This is a genomic window from Methylobacterium durans (assembly GCF_003173715.1).
Classification (GTDB): Bacteria; Pseudomonadota; Alphaproteobacteria; order Rhizobiales; family Beijerinckiaceae; genus Methylobacterium; species Methylobacterium durans.
The window spans coordinates 6,456,548-6,477,370 of sequence record NZ_CP029550.1; the positions used below are offsets into that span (position 1 = coordinate 6,456,548).

Below are 20,823 nucleotides of genomic sequence, written 5' to 3' on the forward strand. Positions count from 1 at the left end.
ATCAGCCAGGATCGGAGGAGCTGGAAATGAGGAGAGGACAGAGGCCGAGTGCCGAGCAGGTGGTGCTGACGTTGCGCCAGATCGAGGTGCAGACAGCCCAGGGCAAGAGCATCGCCATTGCCTGCAAAGAGGCGGGCATCTGCGAGCAGAGCTACTATCGCTGGCGCAAGGAGTACGGCGGCCTGCAGGTCGATCAGGCGCGTCGGATGAAGGATCTGGAGCGTGAGAACGCCCGCCTGCGGCGCCTTGTGGCGGACCTGTCCCTGGAGAAGCAGGTGCTCAAGGACGTCGCGGCGGGAAACTTGTAGCCCCCGAGCGACGCCGGCAGGCGGTCTCTGGCATCCGGGAGAAGTACGGCCTCTCGGAACGTCACGCCTGCCGGATCGTCGGCCAGCACCGCGGCACGCAGCGCTACGTGCCCACCGTGCTAGCCGACGAGGATGCGCTGACCCGCGCCATCATCAGCCTGGCGTCCGAGTACGGGCGCTACGGCTACCGCCGTGTCACGGCTCTGCTGCAGGCAGGTGGTTGGCAGGTGGGCAAGGATCGGGTTCAGCGCATCTGGCGTCGTGAGGGGCTGAAGGTCCCGCACAAGCACCGGCCACGCAGCCGGCTGTGGCTGAACGACGGCTCCTGCGTGCGGCTGCGGCCGCAGCATCGCAACCACGTCTGGAGCTTCGACTTCGTGCAGGCGCAGACCCACGATGGCCGCAGCTTGCGCATCCTGACGCTGATCGACGAGCACAGCCGAGCCTGCTTGGCGCTGAAGGTGGCGCGGCGCATCAACAGCCTGGGCGTGATCGAGGCGCTGGCGGAGGCGATGTGCCTGCACGGCATCCCGGAGAACGTCCGCTGCGACAATGGCCCTGAGATGGTTGCGAAGGCGCTGCGCAAGTGGGTCGCCCAAGCTGGATCACAGATCCAGTACATCGCGCCGGGCTCACCGTGGGAGAACGGCTATTGTGAGAGCTTCAACGGCAAGCTGCGCGACGAGTGCCTGCGCCAGGAGATCTTCTACTCGCTCAAAGAGGCACAAGCTGTGATCGGGCTTTGGCAAGCCACTTACAACCGCGTCCGGCCGCACTCGTCCTTGGGGTATCGACCGCCCGCGCCCGTCAGCTTCCCGGATCTGGCCTTCCGCCTACCCATGGCCGCTACCATGCAGTAGCCTCGCAACTGGCTCGGTCCAAAATGCCGGTCAGGTCATGCTGAGGCGACCCGCCGCGATGTCGGCGAGGAGGTTTCGAGTGCCGTCCGCCAGGCTGGCACCGCCCGTCTCGACCGCTTTGCGTAGAGCAACCGGATTGGACATCAGCATCAGGCTGGGGCTCATCGCGTCCACGAACTGACGCAGATGGAAGTTGACGCGCTGCCGCTCAGCTTCGTCCATGTCGGCTGCCTCGCTCTGCTCCAGCAGCCAATCGGAGGCGAGCAGATACAGCTCCTTCAGCGCCAGGTAGGCGGGGTTCGTGCGCCACTCGGGCGCGGCGAAGCGCTTGTCGCCTGAGGACGCCCCCGGGTCCTCGTCCTTCGCCAAGCCGAACAGGCCAAGCCAACTCTGTCCGGCCTCCTGCCAGACACTGAGGAGCGAGCCCCAGAGCGCTTGGTTGAAGTCGATGAGCGACAGGGCAGCGTTCGGCTTCCCGGCCGAGCGCAGCCAGACGATGCGCAAGGCTCGGGCGATCTCGGCCCAGTCCACCGGCACGACCTCGCGCATCGGGTTGGCGTTCCAGATCTGATCGATGGAGCGAAGCAGCGGATCGTCTGTGAGGCTCTTGCTCAGCTGTTCGGGGCTGCTTGGAAGGACCGGAAGGCCGAGCGTGGTGGGCGCGTCTTGCCATTGCGGCCAGGCGATACTCGGTGCGGCCTGAGGCGAAGCGGAGAGTTGCTCCATCCAAGCAGCCCAGAAGCCCAGCATTTGGTCTGGGCTCTGTAAGCCTGTGCTGGTGCCATCATCGCCAGCTGCAGTCGTCTGCGTGTTTTTGCTCTGACCCGCCTGAGCTAGACCTCCACCGATGCTCCGGTCAGCCATGGGGTTCCTCCGGGACCATTGTCGTCAGAACGGCACCTGCGGCTAAGCTCGTGACCTGCATAGCCGCTGGGGCGCCGGCAGTGTTTAGTCAGGACAACAGCGATCCGGGACCGTTCGATCCGGTCGGGACAGGCCCGCCTACATGGCTGGCTGTGTGGTAGCACCGCACCTTCATGCCTGAGGCGGCCTGGGCTCCGAGTTGAAGACCCCAGGCACGTCTCCTCTGCGCAACACGTACGCTGGACGACGTCGAGCGCCGGTGGAGAGCCAGCTAGTGTTGCCGTTCTGTTCTTGCGGCGCTCACCCGCCTGCCGGAACATCGACGTATGCGCTTCCCGCCCAGCTTCGCCCTTGCTGCCATACTCTGCCTGTTCCACGGCGTTGCGGCTGCCGATCCCGAGTTGCCGCAGGCCGAGACACCAGGGCTGTCGATCTTGGAGGCACAATGGCACCGCTGCGTGCGGCAGGCCTATGCTGATCAGCCCGCCGCCCAGAGTAAGGCGGCTTCGCAGCGCAACGCCCTCGATGCCTGCAAAGAGCACGAGGACGCCTACGTGACAGCGGTGCTGGTAGCCCAAGTCGCCGAGGAAGAGGCACGCTGGCGGCGAGAGCAGAGGCCAGCCACCACCCGAGCAGGAGCATGGGTGGCGACTGTCACCGCCTACGTCTTTGAGCCAGTCACCTCCTGGCTAGGCGCTTGGACCCGCTGAGAGCCGCCTTATTCAGCAGCCTCGGCGACCTTCTTGCGGCTGCGGCTCTTGGCAGGCGCCCCGGTGCTTGCTGACGCCTTCTTGCGACCACCACGCCCTTTCGGAGCGTCGGACACGGTCTCGGCAACGTCTGCTGCCTTCGTAGCCGGTTTACGGCGCTGCTGGCCGAGGCCAAGGCTCTTGGCGAGCGAGGACCGCTGTTCGGAGTAGGAGGCGGCGACCATCGGATAGTCGCGAGGCAACCCGTACTTCGCCCGATACGCCTCCGGCGTGAGCCCTCTGATCGTAAGGTGGCGCTTCAGCGTCTTGTAGGGCTTGCCATCTTCGAAGCTGATCAGGGCGTCGTGGGAGATCGATTTCTTGATCTGAGCCGGCGTCAGCTTCTCGACGGCAGGCTCAGTTGTCGTGCCTGCATTCCCGAGCCCGGCCAGCGCAGAATGAACCTGGGCAATGAGGCTGGGCAGGTCGGACGTCCGCACGCTGTTGTTGGCTACGTAGGCCGAGATGATGTCGCTGGTGAGTTCGAGGTAGTCGTTTCCTTGGGTCTTGATGTTCTCGTCCATTGAAGGCTCGCTTCCTAGGCAAGGTACATGACAGCTACTCTGCTTCTACGAGAAAACCGGAACCCGCCAGAGGTTCAAATGAGAAGCCAACAAGTTTCTGCTCCGCTTCACATGTGAGCATGCAGAAGGCGCCCGGTTGCGGAGCAGAATGGTCAGGACTGTTGGTCGGTCGCGGGCTGTTTCACTGAAGGCCGCGCGCCCAAAACATAGCCACGGGCGACAAGAGAGGCGTACCAACCGGCAGGCGGGCCATCTTGGCCGATGTACCTTCTTCAGGACGTCAAGCGTGCCGCTCTGCAGATCACGTTCCGGGCGTCAGGCGGCGCCTCGTGAGGAGCCGGCGCAGGGTCTCGGAGACATGCGGCACCTCAGAAGTTGGCCATGTACTCTACATAGTCACGCTGATACTCCCAGTGTTCAACGAAGTTCGCCACCCCGACGAGGTTCAGTTGCCACTCGGCAATCCATAATTCATCTTCTCTGAGAGATTTAACCCAATCCTGCACCTCGGGCGGCATCCGCTGTACTTCCACCAAGAGAAAAAGGGGCGGGTCGTGATATTCGCCGCCTGCAGGAGACTTCGACATGACTGTTCGCCTCATTAGCTTCGAGGGTTTGAAGATGGATGAGTCACACTGAGCAGTAGGATCGCCGCTTACTGGAGGCCAAGCACCCGAGACACAGCCGTGGGCGACAGAGGAGGACCACCGAAGGACAAGCGGACCTCTCCCGGCCGATACGCTCTGCCCAGCACCTCAAGCGGATTGCCCTTGAGGTCACACCGCAGAGCCGCATCAGGCGAGTGGTTGATAATCAATCCGAGAGCCTTGCCGAAGAACATGACTGCCCGCCCGCCGTCGGAGCAAGCCATGGTCTTCTTGGGCAGTGCATCGACCGCCTGCTGCACGTAGGTCAGAGGTGGCCGGGTTAGGTCGAAGGAGATGATGAGCCAGCGTCCTGCCCCGCCCGTGAAGCCGCAGATGCAGATCTGGGTGGGAACGGTATTCTCGGTCTGGATGACGGCATGCGGTCGGAAGCTGGCTCTCCAGGCAGCATCCTCTGCTTCCTGTGCGAGACGACGCTCTGCCTCCGCCTCCCGCTCGCACTCGGCAAAGAGCTGCTCGGTATCCGCAACGGCCTGCAGAACGAGAGCGGGAGAAATCTCGAGAGCTTCCGGCAGGCTCCAGAGGGCGAAGCGGCTTTTGGCGCTGAGCGGCAGACCGTTGCAGAGGGCATGCACGCGGCCGGCAGCCTTGGCAGGGTTGGTGTAACCGAGACGTCGGCCGAGAGCCTCATCGGTGAGACCCAGGTCTTGCATCCGGCTCCGGATGAGGTCGGCCAGCGGTGTCGGACGGGTCATGTAGGCCTCCGTCAGGTTCACGGCCGGAGGCTGGCACTCCCGCTATAGTTGCCGATCAGATCGGCCGCATCCCGGATCTCCGGAACCACCTTGCCGCGGAAGGGCAGGTTGGTTGAGGCGCCAGCCTCATCTCGATGCTTCAAGCAGAATACCTGAGAGCGGCAGCTCCTTCAAGAAGGAAGACTGACGGAGCGCTGCCTGGAGGAGGCGCAAAAGCACCGAGAGCCGACATCTTCGGGCCTCGGGCATAGCCGGCCGGAAGCAAGACAGGCCCGCACGAGGCGAGCCTGTCCGTCTTGCTCATCCTGCCGGCAGCCCGGAGCAGCGTCACCGCCGCCTTGCGCCCCTCTCGCGCGGGCATCGGCTCCTGAGCGAGACCTTCTGCTTATCACTCGAGGTCAGGATGCCGGCATTAATGGAGATCAAAATCAAGCCGACCATCAAAGGTGGAGTGCCGCCGGTGGAGAGCGGGGTGAGGGGGAAAACCGTCCCCACCGGCGGCCGCACAATGGATCGCGCCAGCGTGCCGCGCGATTATCAGATCATCTAGTTGCCCTGGCAACTGGTAATAGCTGGGGCACAAAGCTTCGCGGTATGGACCTGTCCTCGCTGGGGTAGCCCGCAACAAGCAGCACATAGTGATGCAGCCTCGGCGCATCGAAAATGCAGGAACGCAGGGCCGAAGCGAAGGGTTATCTGAGCCTCTCTCGAAGATGCGGAGCGAGGATGAGCGCTCAAATGCTACCCGTAGTCTTAGCGGCGATATTCGTGGCCGGGTGCCTGGCGATCCAGGCTCTGCACAAGTGGGCCGATCAGCTGAGTGAAGGACTTGGCCTCCTGCTCTCGGTGCTCGCGGTATTCCTCGGCATCGTTTGGCTAGCCGAGCGCGCGCCGCCCCAACACGTCGAGCGCAGTGCTGCCCACCCCGCTTCGGCAACAACTCTGTACGGTGGAGTGAGGCCGGGCTTGCATGCGTCAGCCACTCAGGACGCGCACTCTGCAATGGCGGGTCCCGCCAGCTACAGTAATTAGGCGGGCGTCGCCATGCAGAAGAAGATCCGAGCTCGGCTCCCACAATGACGGCTGGACGCCGCAAAGGGGCCTCCGACTTCCTAATTTGTCAGCATCTGCCGTTGGTCCGTTGCAAAACGAGTCGTCCGCAACCCAGAAATATACTCGATCCGAGCTGCCGGACGCACCCTTGAACCCGAGGAAGCTAACGTTCCTTAGCCGATCACCAGTACGATCATCTCGCCGGTAGCCCAGACCAGCCCAAGCCCAACAGCACCACTGAGCAGCATCACCGCACGCAAAAATTTCCGGATCGCCCGCACGTCGACGTCATCACCCGATCCTGCGATCCGATCGGCCGGCATCTTCAAGCCCTCCCAGCAATCCCAAAGCGAATCTTGGCGTTCGCTCACCTCTATGATGATGCGCGTGGTAAGCATGGCTATAGTTTTGTGCGTACTGTGTAGCCCCTCCAACTGACCCCGCCGGTCGAACGGACCGTGCTCACGCGGCCTACATGGCCTCACATCAGAGCGGCTCCGCGAGCCTGATGAGTGATCGCAGGAGGCCCGAAGGCAGAGCTTGCAAGATCGAGCGTCTGGCTGTCAGGAGCCGATGATGTGACCGATCGGTTTGAGCGGCTCGACGCGGTCCGCCACGATCTTCAGCATGGCCAACAGCGGCACAGCCAGCAGGGCGCCAAGCACGCCCCAGAGCATGTGCCAGAAAAACAGCGAGACAATCACGAGGACAGGGTTGAGGGTGAAGCGCTTGGCCAGGAGCATGGGTGTGATCGTCTCGCCCTCGACGATGTGGATCAGCAGATACAGGCCCGCCGGCGTGAGCGCGTACCAGGGCCAGTCCAGGCTGAGCACGCCCACGACGAAGAAGATCCCGACACCGGCCAGAGGCCCGAGGATCGGGATGTAGTTCAGGAGGAACGCAGCCGCTCCCCAGAGGAGCGGCGTGCCGAGGCCGCAGGCCCACATGGCAAGAGCTGTCGCCACCCCCACCAGGGCATTCATCATCGTGATGGTGAGCAGGTAGCCCGAGATGTTGGTCCCGATTTCATGGGCGATCTCGACGGCCTGACGCTTGTTGGAGAAGCTCGGCAGCACCTCGACAAAGCCGCGCAACAAGCGATCGCCCGAGGCGAGGAAGAAGAACAGCAGGATCATGGTCGTGAAGAAGCGCGACAGGATCGCCGCAGTACTCGTGGCCAGATAAGCCGCCAGACCAGAGGCCGGCCGTGCCGTGATGGTCTGGCTCTGCCCCTCCTGCCCAGTAGTCGCGGTCAGGCTCTCGATGGCGTGCAGCCCCTGCTGCAGCAGGTCGAGCGGATGGTGCAGGACGGCGAGCTTCTCTTTCAGCAGCGCCAAGCTTTCGGGAGCGCGCTGGATCCACCCCGATGCCGGGATGGAGATCGTGAAGCCGATACCTGCGATCGCCCCGAACACCACCAGGATCAGCAGCGCCGCAGCGAGTGCGTGGGGCAAACGAAGCCGTTCATGCAGGATCCACATGACAGGCCCGAGCAGAAGCTTCAGGACGAGGGCGACGACGATGGGGAGGATCAGCTCTCGCCCTATGTAGAGCGTGTAGACGACTGCCAGCAGGCTGAGCACCAGGATCCCGACTGAGCGGACCCCGTGTGGAACGGCCTCACCGGCTGCGACCGCGCCACGGGCGTCGCGCTCGTCGCGCTCAGCGGCACGCTCGTTGGCTGACGAGGGCGTAACCGCATCTTGTTCCCGGGTGACCGCCATGCATCCTCCTGGACGCGTTGCGCAGCCATCAACGGGCTCGATTGAGGGAACGATCCGCCCCTACCCTGAGCGGCATGTTCCAATTGCCTGAGGCTGACCTGAGGGCCTGTCTTTCGGCTTCAGGTCTCCCAAGAGTTCATCGGCCAGGCTTGTGCGTGCATCTGCTAGGCTGCAGCACGAGCAGCAAGGGGAAGGGACATGCGACCACGAGCACCACGACCGGACTCTCTGCAGAGCATCACGGTTCTGGAGATCCTCGAGGCTCTTGATGCCAGGCATGGAGACGCAGGCGTGCCGTTCAAAGACCTTGAGACAGCTGCAGGCACCAGGCTCTCGTTCCAAGCCCTGAAGGTTGCGCTGAACGCTTTAGTCGCCGAGAAGGCGGTTGCTCGTATCAGCGAGAAGCCGGCTCGGCTTCGGATCACCGCGACCGGACGAACTCAGCTCGACAGCTATCGATCCTGAGGCAGGTGCCGCGGCAAGGCTGGCAGGTCGGTTGCCCGAACAGGTATGAGGTGGGCAAGGGGAGTGGCGCTTTTGCGTCAGGGGACCAAAACGCCTTCTGACCGACAGGACGCTGCTGGAGCTCAACCACAACATTGCGGTCAACAGCGGCTTCGAGTGGTGCACGAACTCCTGATCGGCTCGGCCGAAGTCGCCCCACTCGGCACCCCCTGTGATTGCGGCGAACAAAAATCGAACAATCTTCTGGTGAGGAACTGCGCACCACGATCGTCGCGCGTCAGAGGCAGCAGTAGGCTGTCCTGCCCGAGGCACTGGAAGCTGGTTGAGCATGTGAGATGAGCCAGAGGGCGGCTCCGAGCCAGTTCGATCGCGGTACGCCTGTCGAGACGCTCGCGGGCACGGTCGAGCGCGTCACCTTCCACAATGCCGAGACCGGCTTCTGCGTCCTGAAGGTGCAGACCCGCGGCAAGCGCGATCTCGTGCCGGTCGTCGGGCACGCGCCTGCCATCGGCGCGGGCGAGTGGATCACCGCCACCGGCATCTGGTTCTCAGACCGTCAGCATGGGCTCCAGTTCAAGGCTGACACGCTGAAAGCCACGCCGCCGACCAGCGTCGAGGGCATCGAGAAATACCTCGCCTCCGGCTACATGCGCGGCATCGGACCAGCCATGGCCAAGCGCATCGTGGCGCTGTTTGGCGAGCAGACCTTCGAGATCATCGAGGCCGAGCCTGAGCGGCTCAAAGAGGTGGGCGGCATCGGCCCCAAGCGCGCCGAGCGCATCGTGCGCGGCTGGGCCGAGCAGAAGGCGGTGCGGGAGATCATGATCTTCCTGCACGCCCACGGCGTCGGCACGGCGCGGGCGGTGCGCATCTTCAAGACCTACGGTCATGAGTCGATCAAGGTCATGACCGAGGACCCCTACCGGCTCGCCAAGGACATCCGCGGCATCGGCTTCCGCACGGCCGACGCCATCGCGATGAAGCTCGGGCTGGAGAAGGAGGCGCCCCAGCGGCTGCGGGCGGGTGTCTCCTTCGCGCTCCAGACCGCCATGGACGAGGGCCACTGCGCCCTGCCGACCGAACGGCTTGCCGTGCTCGCGCAGAAGCTGCTGGAGGTCGATGCCGATCTGATTCGGGTTGCCATCGCACTCGAACTGCGGGGCGAGGAGGTCGTCGCCGACACAGTGGATGGCGAGACCTGCGTCTTCCTCAAGGGCCTGCACGCCTCGGAGCGGATGATTGCCGAGCGCCTGATCGAGCGAGCCTCTGGCACGCCGCCCTGGCCCGAGATTGACCTCGACAAGGCGCGGCCCTGGGTCGAGCAGAAGACCGGCAAGACCCTCTCACCCTCGCAGATCGAAGCTGTCCGGCTGATGCTGGGCTCGAAGCTCTGCGTCATCACGGGCGGACCGGGCGTCGGCAAGACCAGCACGCTCGACTCGGTGCTGCGCATCCTGAAGGCCAAGGGCGTGCATGTGCTGCTGGCCGCGCCGACCGGCCGTGCTGCTAAGCGCATGACCGAGCAGACCGGGCTGGAGGCCAAGACCATCCACCGTCTGCTGGAGATCGACCCGAAGCACGGCGGCTTCTCGCGCAACGAGGAGAACCCGCTCGACTGCGACCTGCTCGTCATCGACGAGACCTCGATGGTGGACGTGCCGCTGATGAACGCGCTGCTCAAGGCGGTGCCGCAGCGAGCCGGGCTCCTGCTCGTCGGCGACGTGGACCAGCTACCCTCAGTCGGGCCGGGGCAGGTGCTGGCCGACGTGATCGCCTCAGAGCGCGTGCCGGTGGCGCGGCTCACCGAGGTGTTTCGGCAAGCAGCGGAGAGCCGGATCATCGTCAACGCCCACCGGATCAACCATGGCCAGATGCCGGAGAAGCCTCGCCCCGGTGAGAAGGCCGACTTCTACCTGATCGAGATCGATGATCCGGAGGTCGGCGTCGCCAAGCTGATCGAGATCGTAACGAAGCGCATCCCTCGCACCTTCGGGCTTGATCCGGTGCGCGACGTGCAAGTCCTCACCCCGATGCTGCGAGGCTCACTCGGCTCGCGCAACCTCAACCACGAACTCCAGCGCGTGCTGAACCCGAACCCGCCCGCGCAGGTCGAGCGCTTCGGCTGGCGCTTCGCGCCCGGCGATCGGGTGATGGAGACACAGAACGACTACGACCGCGAGGTGTTCAACGGCGATCTTGGCATGGTGGAGCGCATCGACGATGAGGAAGGGGCGGTGATCGTTCTGTTCGATGAGCGCGAGGTGATCTACCCGTTCGGCGAACTCGACACCTTGGTGCCTGCCTTCGCCACGACGATCCACAAGAGCCAGGGTTCGGAGTACCCGGCCGTGGTGATCCCGATCGTGACGCAGCACTTCAACATGCTGGCGCGCAATCTCCTCTACACGGGTGTCACACGAGGCAAGCAGCTTGTGGTGCTGATCGGCCAGCGCAAGGCCATCGGGATGGCTGTCCGCAGCGGTCAGACCAAGCGGCGCTGGACGAAGCTGCGGGAGTGGCTCAGAGCCGAAAAATCACCCTCGGTGGGCTACTCGGCTCATCCAAAATAGTAGCTCCCTCTTGCGGGCAGACCAGTGGACGCGCGCAATACGGCTTACCACATGCTGAAGCACCTTCGTGCCGAAGTGCTGGGTTTGGCCAGATGTCTGCCGCTCCTGCTGAGTACCCTCACGAACGGGTCGAAGACCCAGACTATTTCCGCGACGTGCTTCTCAACATGGAGTGGATCAGGAACCGGGACGAGCGGCGCGTTCGGTTCTCGACGGTCTCTGTCACCGGCTTCCCGGACTACCAAACCGAGTACCCGGTGGGACATCGCTTTCACAGCTTCCCTCGGCAATACGATGGGCGCACGCACCGCCCGATCAATTCTGTTGCTGATGAGGTGATGAAGGGCGAGCATCTCACCAACGCGTATACGTGGGACGAGGTGCTGCTGCTGCTGAAACAAGCGCTCGACCGGAAGCATGGAAGGACTGCGGTTGCGTGAGGGGCCATCGTGGAGGATTGCTTGGGACCCATTCGCCGCTCGAACCGCATGTGCCGCTTTGCGAACGTATCGCGTCACCTTCGCACACGAGCATCAGAGGTATCTGGCAACGATTTGTTAACTACTTTGTGCTTCGCTCTCGACACAGAAGCATTTTTCGTCCCAGATGAACGCCACGCACCTTTACTGCGTTGGAAGCCTTCAGCTTCGTACTCTCAGGATTGATAAATGAAGCGCAGAAGCGCGCGACCCGTTGTGGTCGAAGTTAAGCGTACCCGTTCCTCTACCTCATCTCTGGCCGACACCTTCGGTCGTAACCGCCCCGGCGCCGGTCTCTGGCAGGGTGTAACGCTGCGGGTGGATGCACCGACCTTGCCTCGTCGCGAGCCGGAGCCGCGCCCGGTCTTGATCGAGAAGGCTGAGCCAGAGGCTCGATCTGCTCCGCGGGTTCTACCCAGCCTCGTACCGATGTACGTGCCGAGTGAGCCTGAGCCGCAGGAAGAGGCGGTGCTGGCGTCTCGTGCGGCTGAGCGGAAGCCGCGAGCCGAGCGGAAACCTCGTGCTCGTCGGATTGCACCTGAAGCTGCGAACACGCCTGCGGAGCCAAAGATGGCTTCCGAGGCGCAGGCAGCGGCTCTCGCTCCTGTCGAGCCGCCTCCAGTGAGCGTGGTATTGCGAAGGCAAGCTGCAACCGCGACGCAGCCGCATACAGATCGCCGCGAGCGGGGCGAGCGCCATCCAGAGTTGCGTCGGGGCGAGCGCTGGAAGAGGCGTCTGCCACGGGCCTGCTGGTAAGCTTGCCGCTGCTGGTTGCGGTGGTATCTCCGCGCGACGACCACCGCAGCGCAGCAGGTTTCGCATGTCAGCCGTAGGCCCCGAACGCCCTGAGTTCGTGTCTCTCACGGCCGAGATCGTCTCGGCCTACCTCGGCCGCAATCACGTCCGTCCGGATGATCTGCCAAGCCTGATCCAGAGTGTGCACGCAACGCTTGCCGGATTAGCCACCGGCGCCAGTGACGCGCCGACTTCCGCTCCTAAGGCGACGGTCGCCGAGATCAAGCGCTCGATCACCCCGGAGCATCTCGTCAGCTTCGAGGACGGGAAGCGCTACAAGACCTTGGTGCGTCACCTACGCCTGCGAGGCTTGAGCCCTGAAGCGTATCGGGAGAAGTGGGGGCTGCCGGTCGGCTACCCCATGACTGCGGCAAGCTACTCGGCCAAGCGGGCAGAGTTGGCCCGCGGGGCGGGATTGGGTCGAGCAGGCTTGGCTCGACAGGCAGCACCAGACGCCGAGCAGGACGCTGCTGAAGATGCCCCCCAGCAGATGGTTGCTGACCAGCCTTCAGCCGATCAGTTCGAGGAGACGATCACGCGCGAGCCGATCGAGGACGACGGCTTCGCTGAGTGAGCCTTTGCGGGAACGGCGACTGACAGGTTCAACATCGTCACTCACTTCCTCTTCAAACGTTTCGTCCTGCGTTTCCGAGGTGGTGCTGTTGAGCGACTTCTCAGGCGGCGCCTGGGCCGTGAGTTCGAGACGAACTTCGGGCTATATGTTGGCTGCTCGCAGTCCTGTTCGCCTCGCCCAGCCCCGCTGAGGTGCGACTTAGCGCGTGACTGTCAGCCACCTGTTCGCCAAAAGGCGAACGGACGCCACAAACGCACGTTGAGCCCTGAGAGGCGTCGAGCCGTTCTGTCTCGGCAGGAGGCTTAGCCGAGGTATTCATGTCATCAGAGTCCCTGCCCGGACGCGAGCCGATCACTGACGACCGCTTCCGCATCCTCGTCCAGGGCGTGACCGACTACGCCATCTACATGCTCGATCCGACCGGCATCGTGGTCAGCTGGAACCCCGGCGCGGAGCGCTTCAAGGGCTACTCCGAGGCCGAGATCATCGGCCAGCACTTCTCCCGGTTCTACACGACCGAGGACAAGGCGACGGACCTGCCCCGGCGCGCGCTCGAGACCGCGGCCAGCGAAGGCCGCTTCGAGCAGGAGGGATGGCGGGTCCGCAAGGACGGAACGCGCATGTGGGCGCACGTCGTGATCGACCCCATCCGCGATGCATCCGGCGCCCTGCTCGGCTTCGCCAAGATCACGCGGGACATCACGGCGCGTCAGGCGGCGCAGGAGGCTCTGCGCGCGAGCGAGGAACGCTTCCGCATCCTCGTGCAGGGCGTGACCGACTACGCCATCTTCATGCTGAGCCCGGAGGGGATCGTCACCAACTGGAATGCCGGTGCGGCCCGGATCAAGGGCTACTCCGAGGCCGAGATCGTCGGCCAGCACTTCTCCCAGTTCTACGCGGAGGAGGATCGAGCCGCTGGAGTACCCGACAGAGCGCTGGAGGCAGCCGCGCGTGAGGGTAAGTACGAGGCGGAAGGCTGGCGCCTGCGCAAGGACGGCACCCGCTTCTTTGCCAGCGTGGTGATCGACGCGATCCGCGGCCGGACAGGAAATCTCGTCGGCTTCGCCAAGGTCACCCGCGACATCACCGAGCGGCAGAACGCGCAGCAGGCTCTGGAGGAGACCCGCGCCTCGCTCTTCCAGGCGCAGAAAATGGAGGCGCTGGGCGGCCTCGCCTCGGGCATCGCGCACGACTTCAACAACCTGCTTACCGTGGTGCTCGGCAACCTCGACCTCTTGCGCCGTGCGCCCGAGGCGCGGCGGGCACGGCTGATCGACAACGCGATCCAGGCCGTCGAGCAGGGACGCAGGCTAACCCAGCAACTGCTCGCCTTCGGCCGCCGCCACGTGATCCAGCCCGAGGTGCTGGACGTGAACCGGCTCATTCTCAGCATGGATGACATGCTGAAGCAGTCGCTGCGCGGAGACATCAGCCTCATCTTCGACCTCGCGGAAGGCTTGTGGCCGGTCGAGGCTGATCCGTCTCAGCTACAGATTGCCTTGATCAACTTGGCCGTGAACGCCCGCGATGCCATGCCCAAAGGCGGGCTCTTTCGGATCAGAACGGAGAACGTGACCAAGCCCGGTCAGGACGGCCCTGAGTGCGTCGAGATCGCGGTCAGTGATACCGGCCATGGCATGCCGCCGGACGTGCTGGCCCGTGCGTTCGAGCCCTTTTTCAGCACAAAAGAGGTTGGCAAAGGCACAGGCCTCGGTCTTCCCCAAGTCTACGGGTTCGCCCAGCAGGCGCATGGATCGCTGCGGGTGGCCAGTGAGGTCGGCCATGGCACAACCTTCACGATCTCACTTCACCGCACGAACGCTCAGGTCGCTGAAACTGCCAAAAGCGGCCTCAAGCCCGGCGCGGCTGAGCGGCCACTTCGAGTATTGCTGGTTGAGGACAATGCGCAGGTGGCGGAGGTTGCCGCGGCGGTCATGACCGAGCGCGGCCACTCGGTCGTCAGCACCGGCAGTGCGCCCGAAGCCATGCGCGTCCTGAACTCTGGGCAGCCCTTTGATCTGGTTCTGTCCGATCTCGTGATGCCGGGTGGTATGAGCGGCTTCGATCTCGCCCAGAGCGTGCGGAGTCGCTGGCCTGCTCTGCCGGTCCTGCTAGCGACGGGCTACAGCGATCAGGCAGCCAAGGTGATCAAGGAGGGCTTCCCACTGATCTCGAAGCCCTACGAGCCTGCGGCGCTCCTGCTCGCCGTTGAGAAAACGGCCTCACCAATCGCGCTGTCTTCGCGCCAAGGCAACGTCGTGCCCCTCGCACGGCCCTCCCCGTAGCTTGCCCGCGTCATGAGCCGCCATGCACGTACTGTGGACCGGCAGCGCGCCTCTGGTCGAGCAATCGGCCCGCGGGGATAAGAGGATCGGGTAAAGGCGCACGTCCACGGGGCAGATCAGGCGGACCGGCAGAGAATTGAGCTTCACCTCGCCGCCAAGAGCCTTCTCTGCGCCGGCTTAATCAGCCCGACGCCACATTCGTGGCGAGTTAGCGTGACCACCGGACGTTCGACAATGAGAGTTCGTGTGCTGGAATGCCGAAGTCAGGCCACGGCCGTGGAGATCTCATCAGGTCGGGCCTGAGGCTCACTGTCTAGGCGAGCTTCCACAGTGCAGACGACCCCGGCGGGCTCGTACTGAAGCTTGACCTCACCGCCCATCTCGCTCGCTAACATCCGCTCGATCAGCCGCGAACCGAAGCCCTGCCGCGTCGGCGGCACCACAGGAGGGCCACCCTGCTCTTCCCAGCGCAGCAGCAGATGCGTTGGGCTCTCGCCCGAGGTGGTCCAGTGGATCAGAACACGGCCAGACGGAATCGAGAGCGCTCCATACTTGGCGGCATTCGTGCCCAACTCATGCAGCGCCATGGCCAGTGCCAATGCCACCCGTGGAGTGAGCCAAACCTCAGGCCCACCAACTTGAAAGCGCGCGCCGTCTGAGCGCCGGAAGGCGTCAACGGCTCCGTCCACGATCTCCGGTAGTGCGGCGCCCTCCCAACTCTCACGGGTGAGCAGATCGTGCGCCTTGGACAACGCGAGCAGTCGCGCCTCGAAGGTGTCCGTCTTGGCGCTGTGATCTCTTCGGAAGGTCTGATGCGCGATGGCCTGCACCGTGGCGAGAGTGTTCTTCACCCGATGGTTGAGTTCGTTGATCAGCAGGCGCTGGTGCTCCTCGCCCCGCACCCGCTCCGTCACGTCAGAACCTTCCACGAAGATGCCGGTGACCTTCCCGCTCGCGTCCGTGATCGGCTGGTATAGAAAGTCCACGAAGCGGTCTTCCGCCACTCCGTCTGCATCCCGCCGAAGCCTCACCGGAATTTGGCGTCCGACGAACGGCTCACCGCTCGTGAACACCTTGTCCAGAAGCTCGAAGAAGCCTTGGCCTGCAACCTCGGGAAGAGCCGAACGGACGGGCGTCCCGACCAGATCGTGCTTGCCCACGAGGCGGTGGTAGGCCGCATTGGCAAGGCTGAAGGTGTGTTCCGGCCCATCGAGAACGCAGATGAAGCCGGGAGCCTGCTGGAACAGGCTGTACAGCCGCTCGCGCTCAGCCTGGGCGGCTGCTCGGGCTCTGACCTGCTCAGTCGTTTCGGTGCAGGCGCAGAACATGCCCGCGACTTGGCCTGCCTCGTCACGCACAGGCGTGTAGGAGAAGGCAAAATGCGCCTCCTCCACATTGCCGTTGCGGTGAAGGTTCAGGGCGATGTCATCCATGTGGGTGGACTCGCCCGCGTAGGCCCGGTCGAGGATCGGCCCCACCCTGCTCATGATGTCGGACCAGACCTCAGCGAAGGTCCGGCCAAGGGCTGCGGGGTGGCGCTGCCCGAGAATGCCGACATAGCCGTCGTTGTAGAGCATCACGCGCGCAGGCCCCCAGGCGATGAACATGGGCTGGCGTGAGTCGAGCATCAGCGCGACGAGCGTCTTGAGCGGCTGTGGCCATGAAGCCGCCCTGCCCAGCGGAGTGGCCGACCAATCATGCGCCCGCATGAGCGCTCCCATCGTGCCGCCGCCCTGAAGAAAGACCGGGCTGGGTGACGTGGGCGCTGAGCTTGGCACTGGGAAGCCGCCCACGTGCTGCTCCTCCGGCTGGTCCTGCTGACCGAGGCTACGCAGAGCCGCACGGATGACCTCGCTGGCGGTGCGGTACTGGCCGCTTGCGACTTTGGCAGCGATGAACGCGTTGAGTTCGGGCGTGAGGGAGGCGGTGATGGTGGCTTTGGCGGGCACGAGGCTCCTGGGGTGTAAATTCTTCTTACCCTGCCGCTAGGCCATTGCGCCCATCCACCCAATAACCTGCGTTGCTGGCTGTGTCTTTTCCCTGCCGCACCTGCGCTGGTCCGTGCGAAGTCGTAGCCAGCCGTCTGCAACCGAAAATTTTGGGCAGCGTTCTGAGCGGCATGCGGGAGCCATCGTGCCCGCCGAGCGTGGAGAACCGGGTGATCAAGAGAGTGATGCTGGCACTGGCCCTGGCTGCGGGCCTTTTCGTGAGCGCGCCTGAGAGGGGGTCGGCGGCGAACTTCGGCACCGCTGCGGGTCTCGCAACCTCACTCGACAGCAACCTCGTCGAGGTTCGCTATCATCGTCATTGGCGGCGTCATCATCGGCATCGCTGGCACCGTCATCGGCACCATCGGCACTGGCACCACCGCCGCCATCATCACCATCACTGGCATCATCGGCGCCATCACCGCCACGGGCACTATCGTCATGGTTTCCGTCATGCTCGGCATGGGCATGGTTTGCACCCGCAGCGGCACCTCAATTTCGATAGCCACGTGCAGCGTTCAAGTGCCGCTCAGCCTGCTCACCACTGGCAAGAGCCAACGAGGTCCGGCGTGGCTCATCCCACTCTGACGCCGAAGCTGTACTGACGTTGCGGTCAGAATTGGCTGATGCGGGCAGCCATGGAGCCGACCGCATTCTGAGGCGTGGTGGCGATGCGTAGACGTGCAGGTGCAAGCTTGTGCATCGACGGCGCGGAACAACAATCGGCCGCCTGACGTTCCTGAGCCCACATCCTCAGGAGGTTGCCATGCGCTTTAGTCGCATCGTCATCTCACTGGCCCTCGCACTCGGCCTCGGCTCGGCGGTCCAAGCCAAGCCACAGGCCCGCATCGACCAGCACATCGCTCAACCCGCGCCGCCAACAACTTGGACGGGCTGGGGGTACTTTGGGCACAGGCGCCATGTCGGCTGGTATCGGCACCGTGGCTACGGCTTCCGGACCGTGCACTACGGTTACCGTCCGGCGTATTACCGCCCAGTGTACTATCGACCAGTCTATTACGGCTATCGGCGCTACGGCTGGCATCGTCGGCATTACTGGCACCGCTACGGCTGGTACCGGCCGCGCCACCATTGGCATCGTTACGGCTGGTATCACCGGCCGCATTACTGGCGCCACTATGGCTGGCACCGGCATCACTGGCGGCACTACGGATGGCATCGCCATCATTACCGCCACGCTCGGTTCGGGTACTGAAGCTGGAGGCTGGCAGGCGTGCCTGCCAGCACCATTGTCAGGTCGCCATTCTGCGAAACAGCTCGCCGAAGCACGGCTAACTCCCGCTCGTGAGGCTCGCTCTCGTGAAGGCTGAGCGCTAGAGTGCACGGCTGACCGGCTGTGTTGGTCGCCTGAACTATCTGTATCGCTGCGCTGTACCACTTCTGACAAATTGCCGCTCAGGGGGTACGGCCGCCGGTCAAATGCCCTTCCACTCGGGACTTGGCCACATTCTGTCCACGTGACGCCGCTCAGTTGCACCTCGGGTTGGGGCAATTCAGGAGCGCGTAATGTATGCTCTTCACGCTGCTTCAGGGTCAGCGGCTTGTTCGAAGATGGTCGCAGCCGAGCGTCCAGCCCCTGATCTCGACCGGCAAGCAATTGGCTGTGTCGTTATAAGCGTTGCATCCGGTCTGCGCGATGTGCTTCCTGTGCGAGAAGGTGAGCCGCTACCGGCAAAGTTCGACCCGCTGATCCAGCGGCTGACGAGCGGCCCTCTTGGCCGCCGCAGGACACCCTCTCGCCAAAAGGCCGCGTGACCGCCCCGCTGACCGGCGAGAGCATGCCGATGCCCGCTTTGAGCGAGCAGAGCTACGCTGGAGCTACATCAAACTCAGCTGGTGACCTGACCGGCATTTTGGACCGAGCCAGTTGCGAGGCTACTGCATGGTAGCGGCCATGGGTCGGCGGAAGGCCAGATCCGGGAAGCTGACGGGCGCGGGCGGTCGATACCCCAAGGACGAGTGCGGCCGGACGCGGTTGTAATTGGCTTGCCAAAGCCCGATCACAGCTTGTGCCTCTTTGAGCGAGTAGAAGATCTCCTGGCGCAGGCACTCGTCGCGCAGCTCTGCTCGCAGATGCCCGCCTCTTTGCAGGCAATGGCGATGCTCTTGCCCTGGGCTGTCTGCACCTCGATCTGGCGCAACGTCAGCACCACCTGCTCGGCACTCGGCCTCTGTCCTCTCCTCATTTCCAGCTCCTCCGATCCTGGCTGATCCTCGCAATCAGCCCGGTCCAAAGCCAGCCGGTCAGGTCACATCACACCCATCAGGCAAACGAGGCTGCCAGTGACAGCTCCCAGCTATTTTCTAAAGTATAAGCTTATGGAGCCTCGCCGCTTGCGATGATCGCGCGGCGCTGGAGCACAGAAGCCGTAGGGGGCCGCGCCGTGCATGATCGTTATTCGGGTCACCTCCCGCCGAGGTTACCTCACATCATGAAGCCAAGCTTTAGTCTCGCTTCGACAAGCCGTACCGCTCAAGAACCTTGAGCAGGATCAGAACTGCAAAGGCAAAGCCCATCGCCACCGCGAGCAGCTTGAACTGTGCCGCTCCTGCCACGATGCCTGCCGACGCTGCGAGCCAGATGCTGGCTGCCGTGGTCAGGTTCTTCACGTCGCGCTGAGCCACGAAGATCGTGCCGGCCGCGATGAAGCCGATGGCCTGTGCCAAACCCTGGATCACACGAAGCGGATCTGCATCGCCGCCGTGCGCCCGCACGTCCGCATACATGCTCAAGGCCGAAGCCGTGATCAGGGCCGAGCTGAGACTGACAAGCGAGTGGGTCTTGAGGCCCGCGTCCTTGCCGCGCAACTCGCGCTCAAATCCCAGCAGGAGCCCACACAGCGTCGCCGCGCCCAGCCGCAGCAGGATCTCAGACAAGGGCAACGCTGTCGCGTCGGGCAGCATCTCAGTCCTCAATTCCCTTCATCGTGTCCATGGCGCGTGGGGCTACCAGTAGAGCTGCAGCCGGAACTCGGCGATGTCAGCGTCGATGTCCCGGCCACTCACCGCGGGAGAGCCATCGGCGTCGGCGTGGATGTAGTTGGCCATCAGGCGGATGTTCTTGTCAGGATACCAGTTCACGCCCGCCGTCCAGTTGCGCTCGACACCGCCGGTGATCACACCGTCCTTGAGGTCGAGAAAGCTGAAGCGGGCGGCAAGCTCGAACACGCCGATGCCGCCGCGGCTCACCCGCTGCTCCTCACCGACCTGGACGCCTTTGAAGATGGCGAGATCGGCGCCGTAATCGGTCTTGAGCTGGTAACGGCGGCCCTTGCCGTTGATGACCCACGCGCCCTCAACGTAGCCCCCCTCGAAGCTGGCGCCCGGCAGCAGACCGTCGCGCCCGAATTCCGCTCGGATGTACTCGCCCTGCAGCCGGAAGGGGCCGTTCTGATAGGCTGCCTCAAGGCCGAGGCGGGCCAGATCGGCCGCGTTCCGGATGGCGCGGGTGTTGATCAGGCTGGTCTGGAAGACGAACGCCTCCGGCTTTGACGAGAAGGAAGGGCTGCGATCGTTCTGGTCATAGGAGCGGAAGCTGCCGGCGAGCCCGAGATGGAGCACCTCCGTCTCGCTCAGGATTGGAGCGTACGTGGCGCGCACTGTACCGGCGATGCTGCCGAGCTCGACACCGGTGTTGATGTTGCCGCCGAACACGCCGCCCGTCAGCGTCCAGCGCTCGCCATACCCCGCGACAGCAAAGCCCGTGTTGCGGGCCGGCACGAGTGCGTCGGGCAGCGCACGCTCGACGAAGGTCGTGTTGTTGTCGCTGATCAGCTGCTGCAGGCTGAACGGCTCCTTGAAGTTGCCGAGCGAGACGACTAACCCGTCGATGCCGCGATAGCCGATCGCCGCATCCTGGATCGGCGTTCGGTCGTTGTTGACGTCGTACTGGAAGGCGAGTTCGACCGCGTCGTTGATCGTCAGGTAGGTCTCGATCCAGGCGCGCCGGACCTCGATGTTGGGGCCGAACCCGTCGGCGATCCGCGGGCTGGTGCCGCCGAAGGCGGGATCGAGGTGCAGGCGGCCTCCAATCCGGAACTTCACCGCATCGTCGGCCGACTTAACCGTGATGCCCCGCTCGTTGAGGCTGACGCCTGGGATGCCAAGATCCATCTGGACGAAGCGCGGCACAGGAGGCGGGGATCCGGTGTCGGCGGCAAGGCTTGGAGCGGTGACGCCCACGAACACAACAGCATAGCTTGCC

20 protein-coding genes, 1 pseudogene and 1 riboswitch are annotated in these 20,823 nt (G+C 64.0%); of the genes and pseudogenes, 9 read left to right on the plus strand and 12 right to left on the minus strand.

Features of this window, described 5'->3' with window-relative positions; translation table 11 throughout:
* Positions 1–26: 26 nt before the first annotated feature.
* Positions 27–1,168, plus strand: a protein-coding gene (locus DK389_RS30280) for an IS3 family transposase (protein WP_109887907.1) whose coding sequence is annotated in 2 segments (ribosomal slippage) — positions 27–294 and positions 294–1,168 — 1,143 coding nt in all. Because the reading frame shifts where the segments join, the coding sequence is not laid out codon by codon here.
* Between the two features lie 30 nt (positions 1,169–1,198).
* On the opposite strand, the gene DK389_RS30285 is transcribed toward DK389_RS30280, so the two are convergent.
* On the minus strand, positions 1,199–1,918 hold the full coding sequence (locus DK389_RS30285) for a hypothetical protein (RefSeq protein ID WP_236960458.1): 720 nt from the start codon (positions 1,916–1,918) through the stop codon (positions 1,199–1,201).
* Positions 1,919–2,358: 440 nt separating this feature from the next.
* Here DK389_RS30285 and DK389_RS30290 point away from each other — a divergent pair, with 440 nt between their 5' ends.
* A complete protein-coding gene (locus tag DK389_RS30290) occupies positions 2,359–2,742 on the plus strand; it encodes a hypothetical protein (protein ID WP_109895354.1) in 384 nt (127 codons plus the stop codon).
* Between the two features lie 8 nt (positions 2,743–2,750).
* On the opposite strand, the gene DK389_RS30295 is transcribed toward DK389_RS30290, so the two are convergent.
* From DK389_RS30295 to DK389_RS30300, 3 genes are all read right to left on the minus strand, one after another.
* The gene (locus tag DK389_RS30295; RefSeq protein ID WP_109895356.1) at positions 2,751–3,305 is read right to left on the minus strand and encodes a Ros/MucR family transcriptional regulator; all 555 of its coding nucleotides are present in this window, start codon (positions 3,303–3,305) and stop codon (positions 2,751–2,753) included.
* A 368-nt stretch (positions 3,306–3,673) separates the two neighbouring features.
* Positions 3,674–3,892 (minus strand): hypothetical protein, encoded by a 219-nt coding sequence (locus DK389_RS33245; RefSeq protein WP_162560968.1) that lies wholly within the window; start codon positions 3,890–3,892, stop codon positions 3,674–3,676.
* A 68-nt stretch (positions 3,893–3,960) separates the two neighbouring features.
* Complete coding sequence (locus tag DK389_RS30300) at positions 3,961–4,665, minus strand: hypothetical protein (protein ID WP_162560969.1); 705 nt, start codon at positions 4,663–4,665, stop codon at positions 3,961–3,963.
* Positions 4,666–4,699: 34 nt separating this feature from the next.
* Positions 4,700–4,808, minus strand: a riboswitch (SAM-I-IV-variant riboswitch).
* Positions 4,809–5,080: 272 nt separating this feature from the next.
* On the opposite strand from DK389_RS30300, the gene DK389_RS35075 reads away from it, so the two are divergent.
* Entirely contained in the window at positions 5,081–5,215 is a 135-nt protein-coding gene (locus DK389_RS35075) for a hypothetical protein (protein ID WP_257791922.1), read from the plus strand.
* 676 nt (positions 5,216–5,891) lie between these two features.
* Here DK389_RS35075 and DK389_RS30310 read toward each other — a convergent pair.
* Both DK389_RS30310 and DK389_RS30315 read right to left on the minus strand, forming a co-directional pair.
* A complete protein-coding gene (locus DK389_RS30310; protein ID WP_109895362.1) occupies positions 5,892–6,116 on the minus strand; it encodes a hypothetical protein in 225 nt (74 codons plus the stop codon).
* A 165-nt stretch (positions 6,117–6,281) separates the two neighbouring features.
* Positions 6,282–7,442 (minus strand): AI-2E family transporter, encoded by a 1,161-nt coding sequence (locus tag DK389_RS30315; protein ID WP_109895364.1) that lies wholly within the window; start codon positions 7,440–7,442, stop codon positions 6,282–6,284.
* A gap of 291 nt (positions 7,443–7,733) precedes the next feature.
* On the opposite strand from DK389_RS30315, the gene DK389_RS33250 reads away from it, so the two are divergent.
* From DK389_RS33250 to DK389_RS30340, 5 genes are all read left to right on the plus strand, one after another.
* Positions 7,734–7,907, plus strand: a complete 174-nt coding sequence (locus DK389_RS33250) for a hypothetical protein (RefSeq protein WP_162560970.1) — start codon at positions 7,734–7,736, stop codon at positions 7,905–7,907.
* 335 nt (positions 7,908–8,242) lie between these two features.
* Entirely contained in the window at positions 8,243–10,477 is a 2,235-nt protein-coding gene (recD2, locus tag DK389_RS30320) for an SF1B family DNA helicase RecD2 (protein ID WP_109895366.1), read from the plus strand.
* A 92-nt stretch (positions 10,478–10,569) separates the two neighbouring features.
* The gene (locus DK389_RS30325) at positions 10,570–10,917 is read left to right on the plus strand and encodes a hypothetical protein (RefSeq protein ID WP_109895368.1); all 348 of its coding nucleotides are present in this window, start codon (positions 10,570–10,572) and stop codon (positions 10,915–10,917) included.
* Between the two features lie 892 nt (positions 10,918–11,809).
* Positions 11,810–12,325 carry a Ros/MucR family transcriptional regulator gene (locus DK389_RS30335; protein WP_335645510.1) on the plus strand — a complete coding sequence of 172 codons (516 nt, stop codon included), beginning with the start codon at positions 11,810–11,812 and terminating at the stop codon, positions 12,323–12,325.
* Between the two features lie 317 nt (positions 12,326–12,642).
* Positions 12,643–14,610 (plus strand): hybrid sensor histidine kinase/response regulator, encoded by a 1,968-nt coding sequence (locus tag DK389_RS30340; protein WP_109895374.1) that lies wholly within the window; start codon positions 12,643–12,645, stop codon positions 14,608–14,610.
* A 263-nt stretch (positions 14,611–14,873) separates the two neighbouring features.
* Here the strand turns inward: DK389_RS30340 and DK389_RS30345 are convergent, their stop codons facing one another.
* Complete coding sequence (locus DK389_RS30345) at positions 14,874–16,559, minus strand: PAS domain-containing protein (RefSeq protein ID WP_109895376.1); 1,686 nt, start codon at positions 16,557–16,559, stop codon at positions 14,874–14,876.
* Positions 16,560–16,876: 317 nt separating this feature from the next.
* Positions 16,877–17,107 carry a hypothetical protein gene (locus DK389_RS33255; protein WP_162560971.1) on the minus strand — a complete coding sequence of 77 codons (231 nt, stop codon included), beginning with the start codon at positions 17,105–17,107 and terminating at the stop codon, positions 16,877–16,879.
* 257 nt (positions 17,108–17,364) lie between these two features.
* On the opposite strand from DK389_RS33255, the gene DK389_RS30355 reads away from it, so the two are divergent.
* On the plus strand, positions 17,365–17,814 hold the full coding sequence (locus tag DK389_RS30355) for a VrrB protein (RefSeq protein WP_109895378.1): 450 nt from the start codon (positions 17,365–17,367) through the stop codon (positions 17,812–17,814).
* A 680-nt stretch (positions 17,815–18,494) separates the two neighbouring features.
* On the opposite strand, the pseudogene DK389_RS30360 reads toward DK389_RS30355, so the two are convergent.
* The 4 genes and pseudogenes from DK389_RS30360 to DK389_RS30370 all read right to left on the minus strand — a co-directional run.
* Positions 18,495–18,683 (minus strand): annotated as a pseudogene (locus tag DK389_RS30360) (integrase core domain-containing protein); the annotation flags it as partial.
* Complete coding sequence (locus DK389_RS33260; protein ID WP_162560431.1) at positions 18,620–18,805, minus strand: hypothetical protein; 186 nt, start codon at positions 18,803–18,805, stop codon at positions 18,620–18,622. The gene DK389_RS33260 and the pseudogene DK389_RS30360, both read right to left, overlap by 64 nt.
* Before the next feature lie 259 nt (positions 18,806–19,064).
* The gene (locus tag DK389_RS30365) at positions 19,065–19,523 is read right to left on the minus strand and encodes an MgtC/SapB family protein (protein WP_109893472.1); all 459 of its coding nucleotides are present in this window, start codon (positions 19,521–19,523) and stop codon (positions 19,065–19,067) included.
* A 42-nt stretch (positions 19,524–19,565) separates the two neighbouring features.
* A complete protein-coding gene (locus DK389_RS30370; RefSeq protein WP_236960460.1) occupies positions 19,566–20,750 on the minus strand; it encodes an OprO/OprP family phosphate-selective porin in 1,185 nt (394 codons plus the stop codon).
* Positions 20,751–20,823: the final 73 nt, after the last annotated feature.

What these genes read in the sequence shown, in the direction of transcription:
- DK389_RS30285 (WP_236960458.1), bottom strand. Translation starts at nt 1,918, where the DNA reads ATGCTGGGCTTCTGGGCTGCTTGGATGGAGCAACTCTCCGCTTCGCCT.
- DK389_RS30290 (WP_109895354.1), top strand. Translation starts at nt 2,359, where the DNA reads ATGCGCTTCCCGCCCAGCTTCGCCCTTGCTGCCATACTCTGCCTGTTC.
- DK389_RS30295 (WP_109895356.1), bottom strand. Translation starts at nt 3,305, where the DNA reads ATGGACGAGAACATCAAGACCCAAGGAAACGACTACCTCGAACTCACC.
- DK389_RS33245 (WP_162560968.1), bottom strand. Translation starts at nt 3,892, where the DNA reads ATGTCGAAGTCTCCTGCAGGCGGCGAATATCACGACCCGCCCCTTTTT.
- DK389_RS30300 (WP_162560969.1), bottom strand. Translation starts at nt 4,665, where the DNA reads ATGACCCGTCCGACACCGCTGGCCGACCTCATCCGGAGCCGGATGCAA.
- DK389_RS35075 (WP_257791922.1), top strand. Translation starts at nt 5,081, where the DNA reads ATGGAGATCAAAATCAAGCCGACCATCAAAGGTGGAGTGCCGCCGGTG.
- DK389_RS30310 (WP_109895362.1), bottom strand. Translation starts at nt 6,116, where the DNA reads ATGCTTACCACGCGCATCATCATAGAGGTGAGCGAACGCCAAGATTCG.
- DK389_RS30315 (WP_109895364.1), bottom strand. Translation starts at nt 7,442, where the DNA reads ATGGCGGTCACCCGGGAACAAGATGCGGTTACGCCCTCGTCAGCCAAC.
- recD2 (WP_109895366.1), top strand. Translation starts at nt 8,243, where the DNA reads ATGAGCCAGAGGGCGGCTCCGAGCCAGTTCGATCGCGGTACGCCTGTC.
- DK389_RS30325 (WP_109895368.1), top strand. Translation starts at nt 10,570, where the DNA reads ATGTCTGCCGCTCCTGCTGAGTACCCTCACGAACGGGTCGAAGACCCA.
- DK389_RS30340 (WP_109895374.1), top strand. Translation starts at nt 12,643, where the DNA reads ATGTCATCAGAGTCCCTGCCCGGACGCGAGCCGATCACTGACGACCGC.
- DK389_RS30355 (WP_109895378.1), top strand. Translation starts at nt 17,365, where the DNA reads ATGCGCTTTAGTCGCATCGTCATCTCACTGGCCCTCGCACTCGGCCTC.
- DK389_RS33260 (WP_162560431.1), bottom strand. Translation starts at nt 18,805, where the DNA reads ATGAGGAGAGGACAGAGGCCGAGTGCCGAGCAGGTGGTGCTGACGTTG.
- DK389_RS30365 (WP_109893472.1), bottom strand. Translation starts at nt 19,523, where the DNA reads ATGCTGCCCGACGCGACAGCGTTGCCCTTGTCTGAGATCCTGCTGCGG.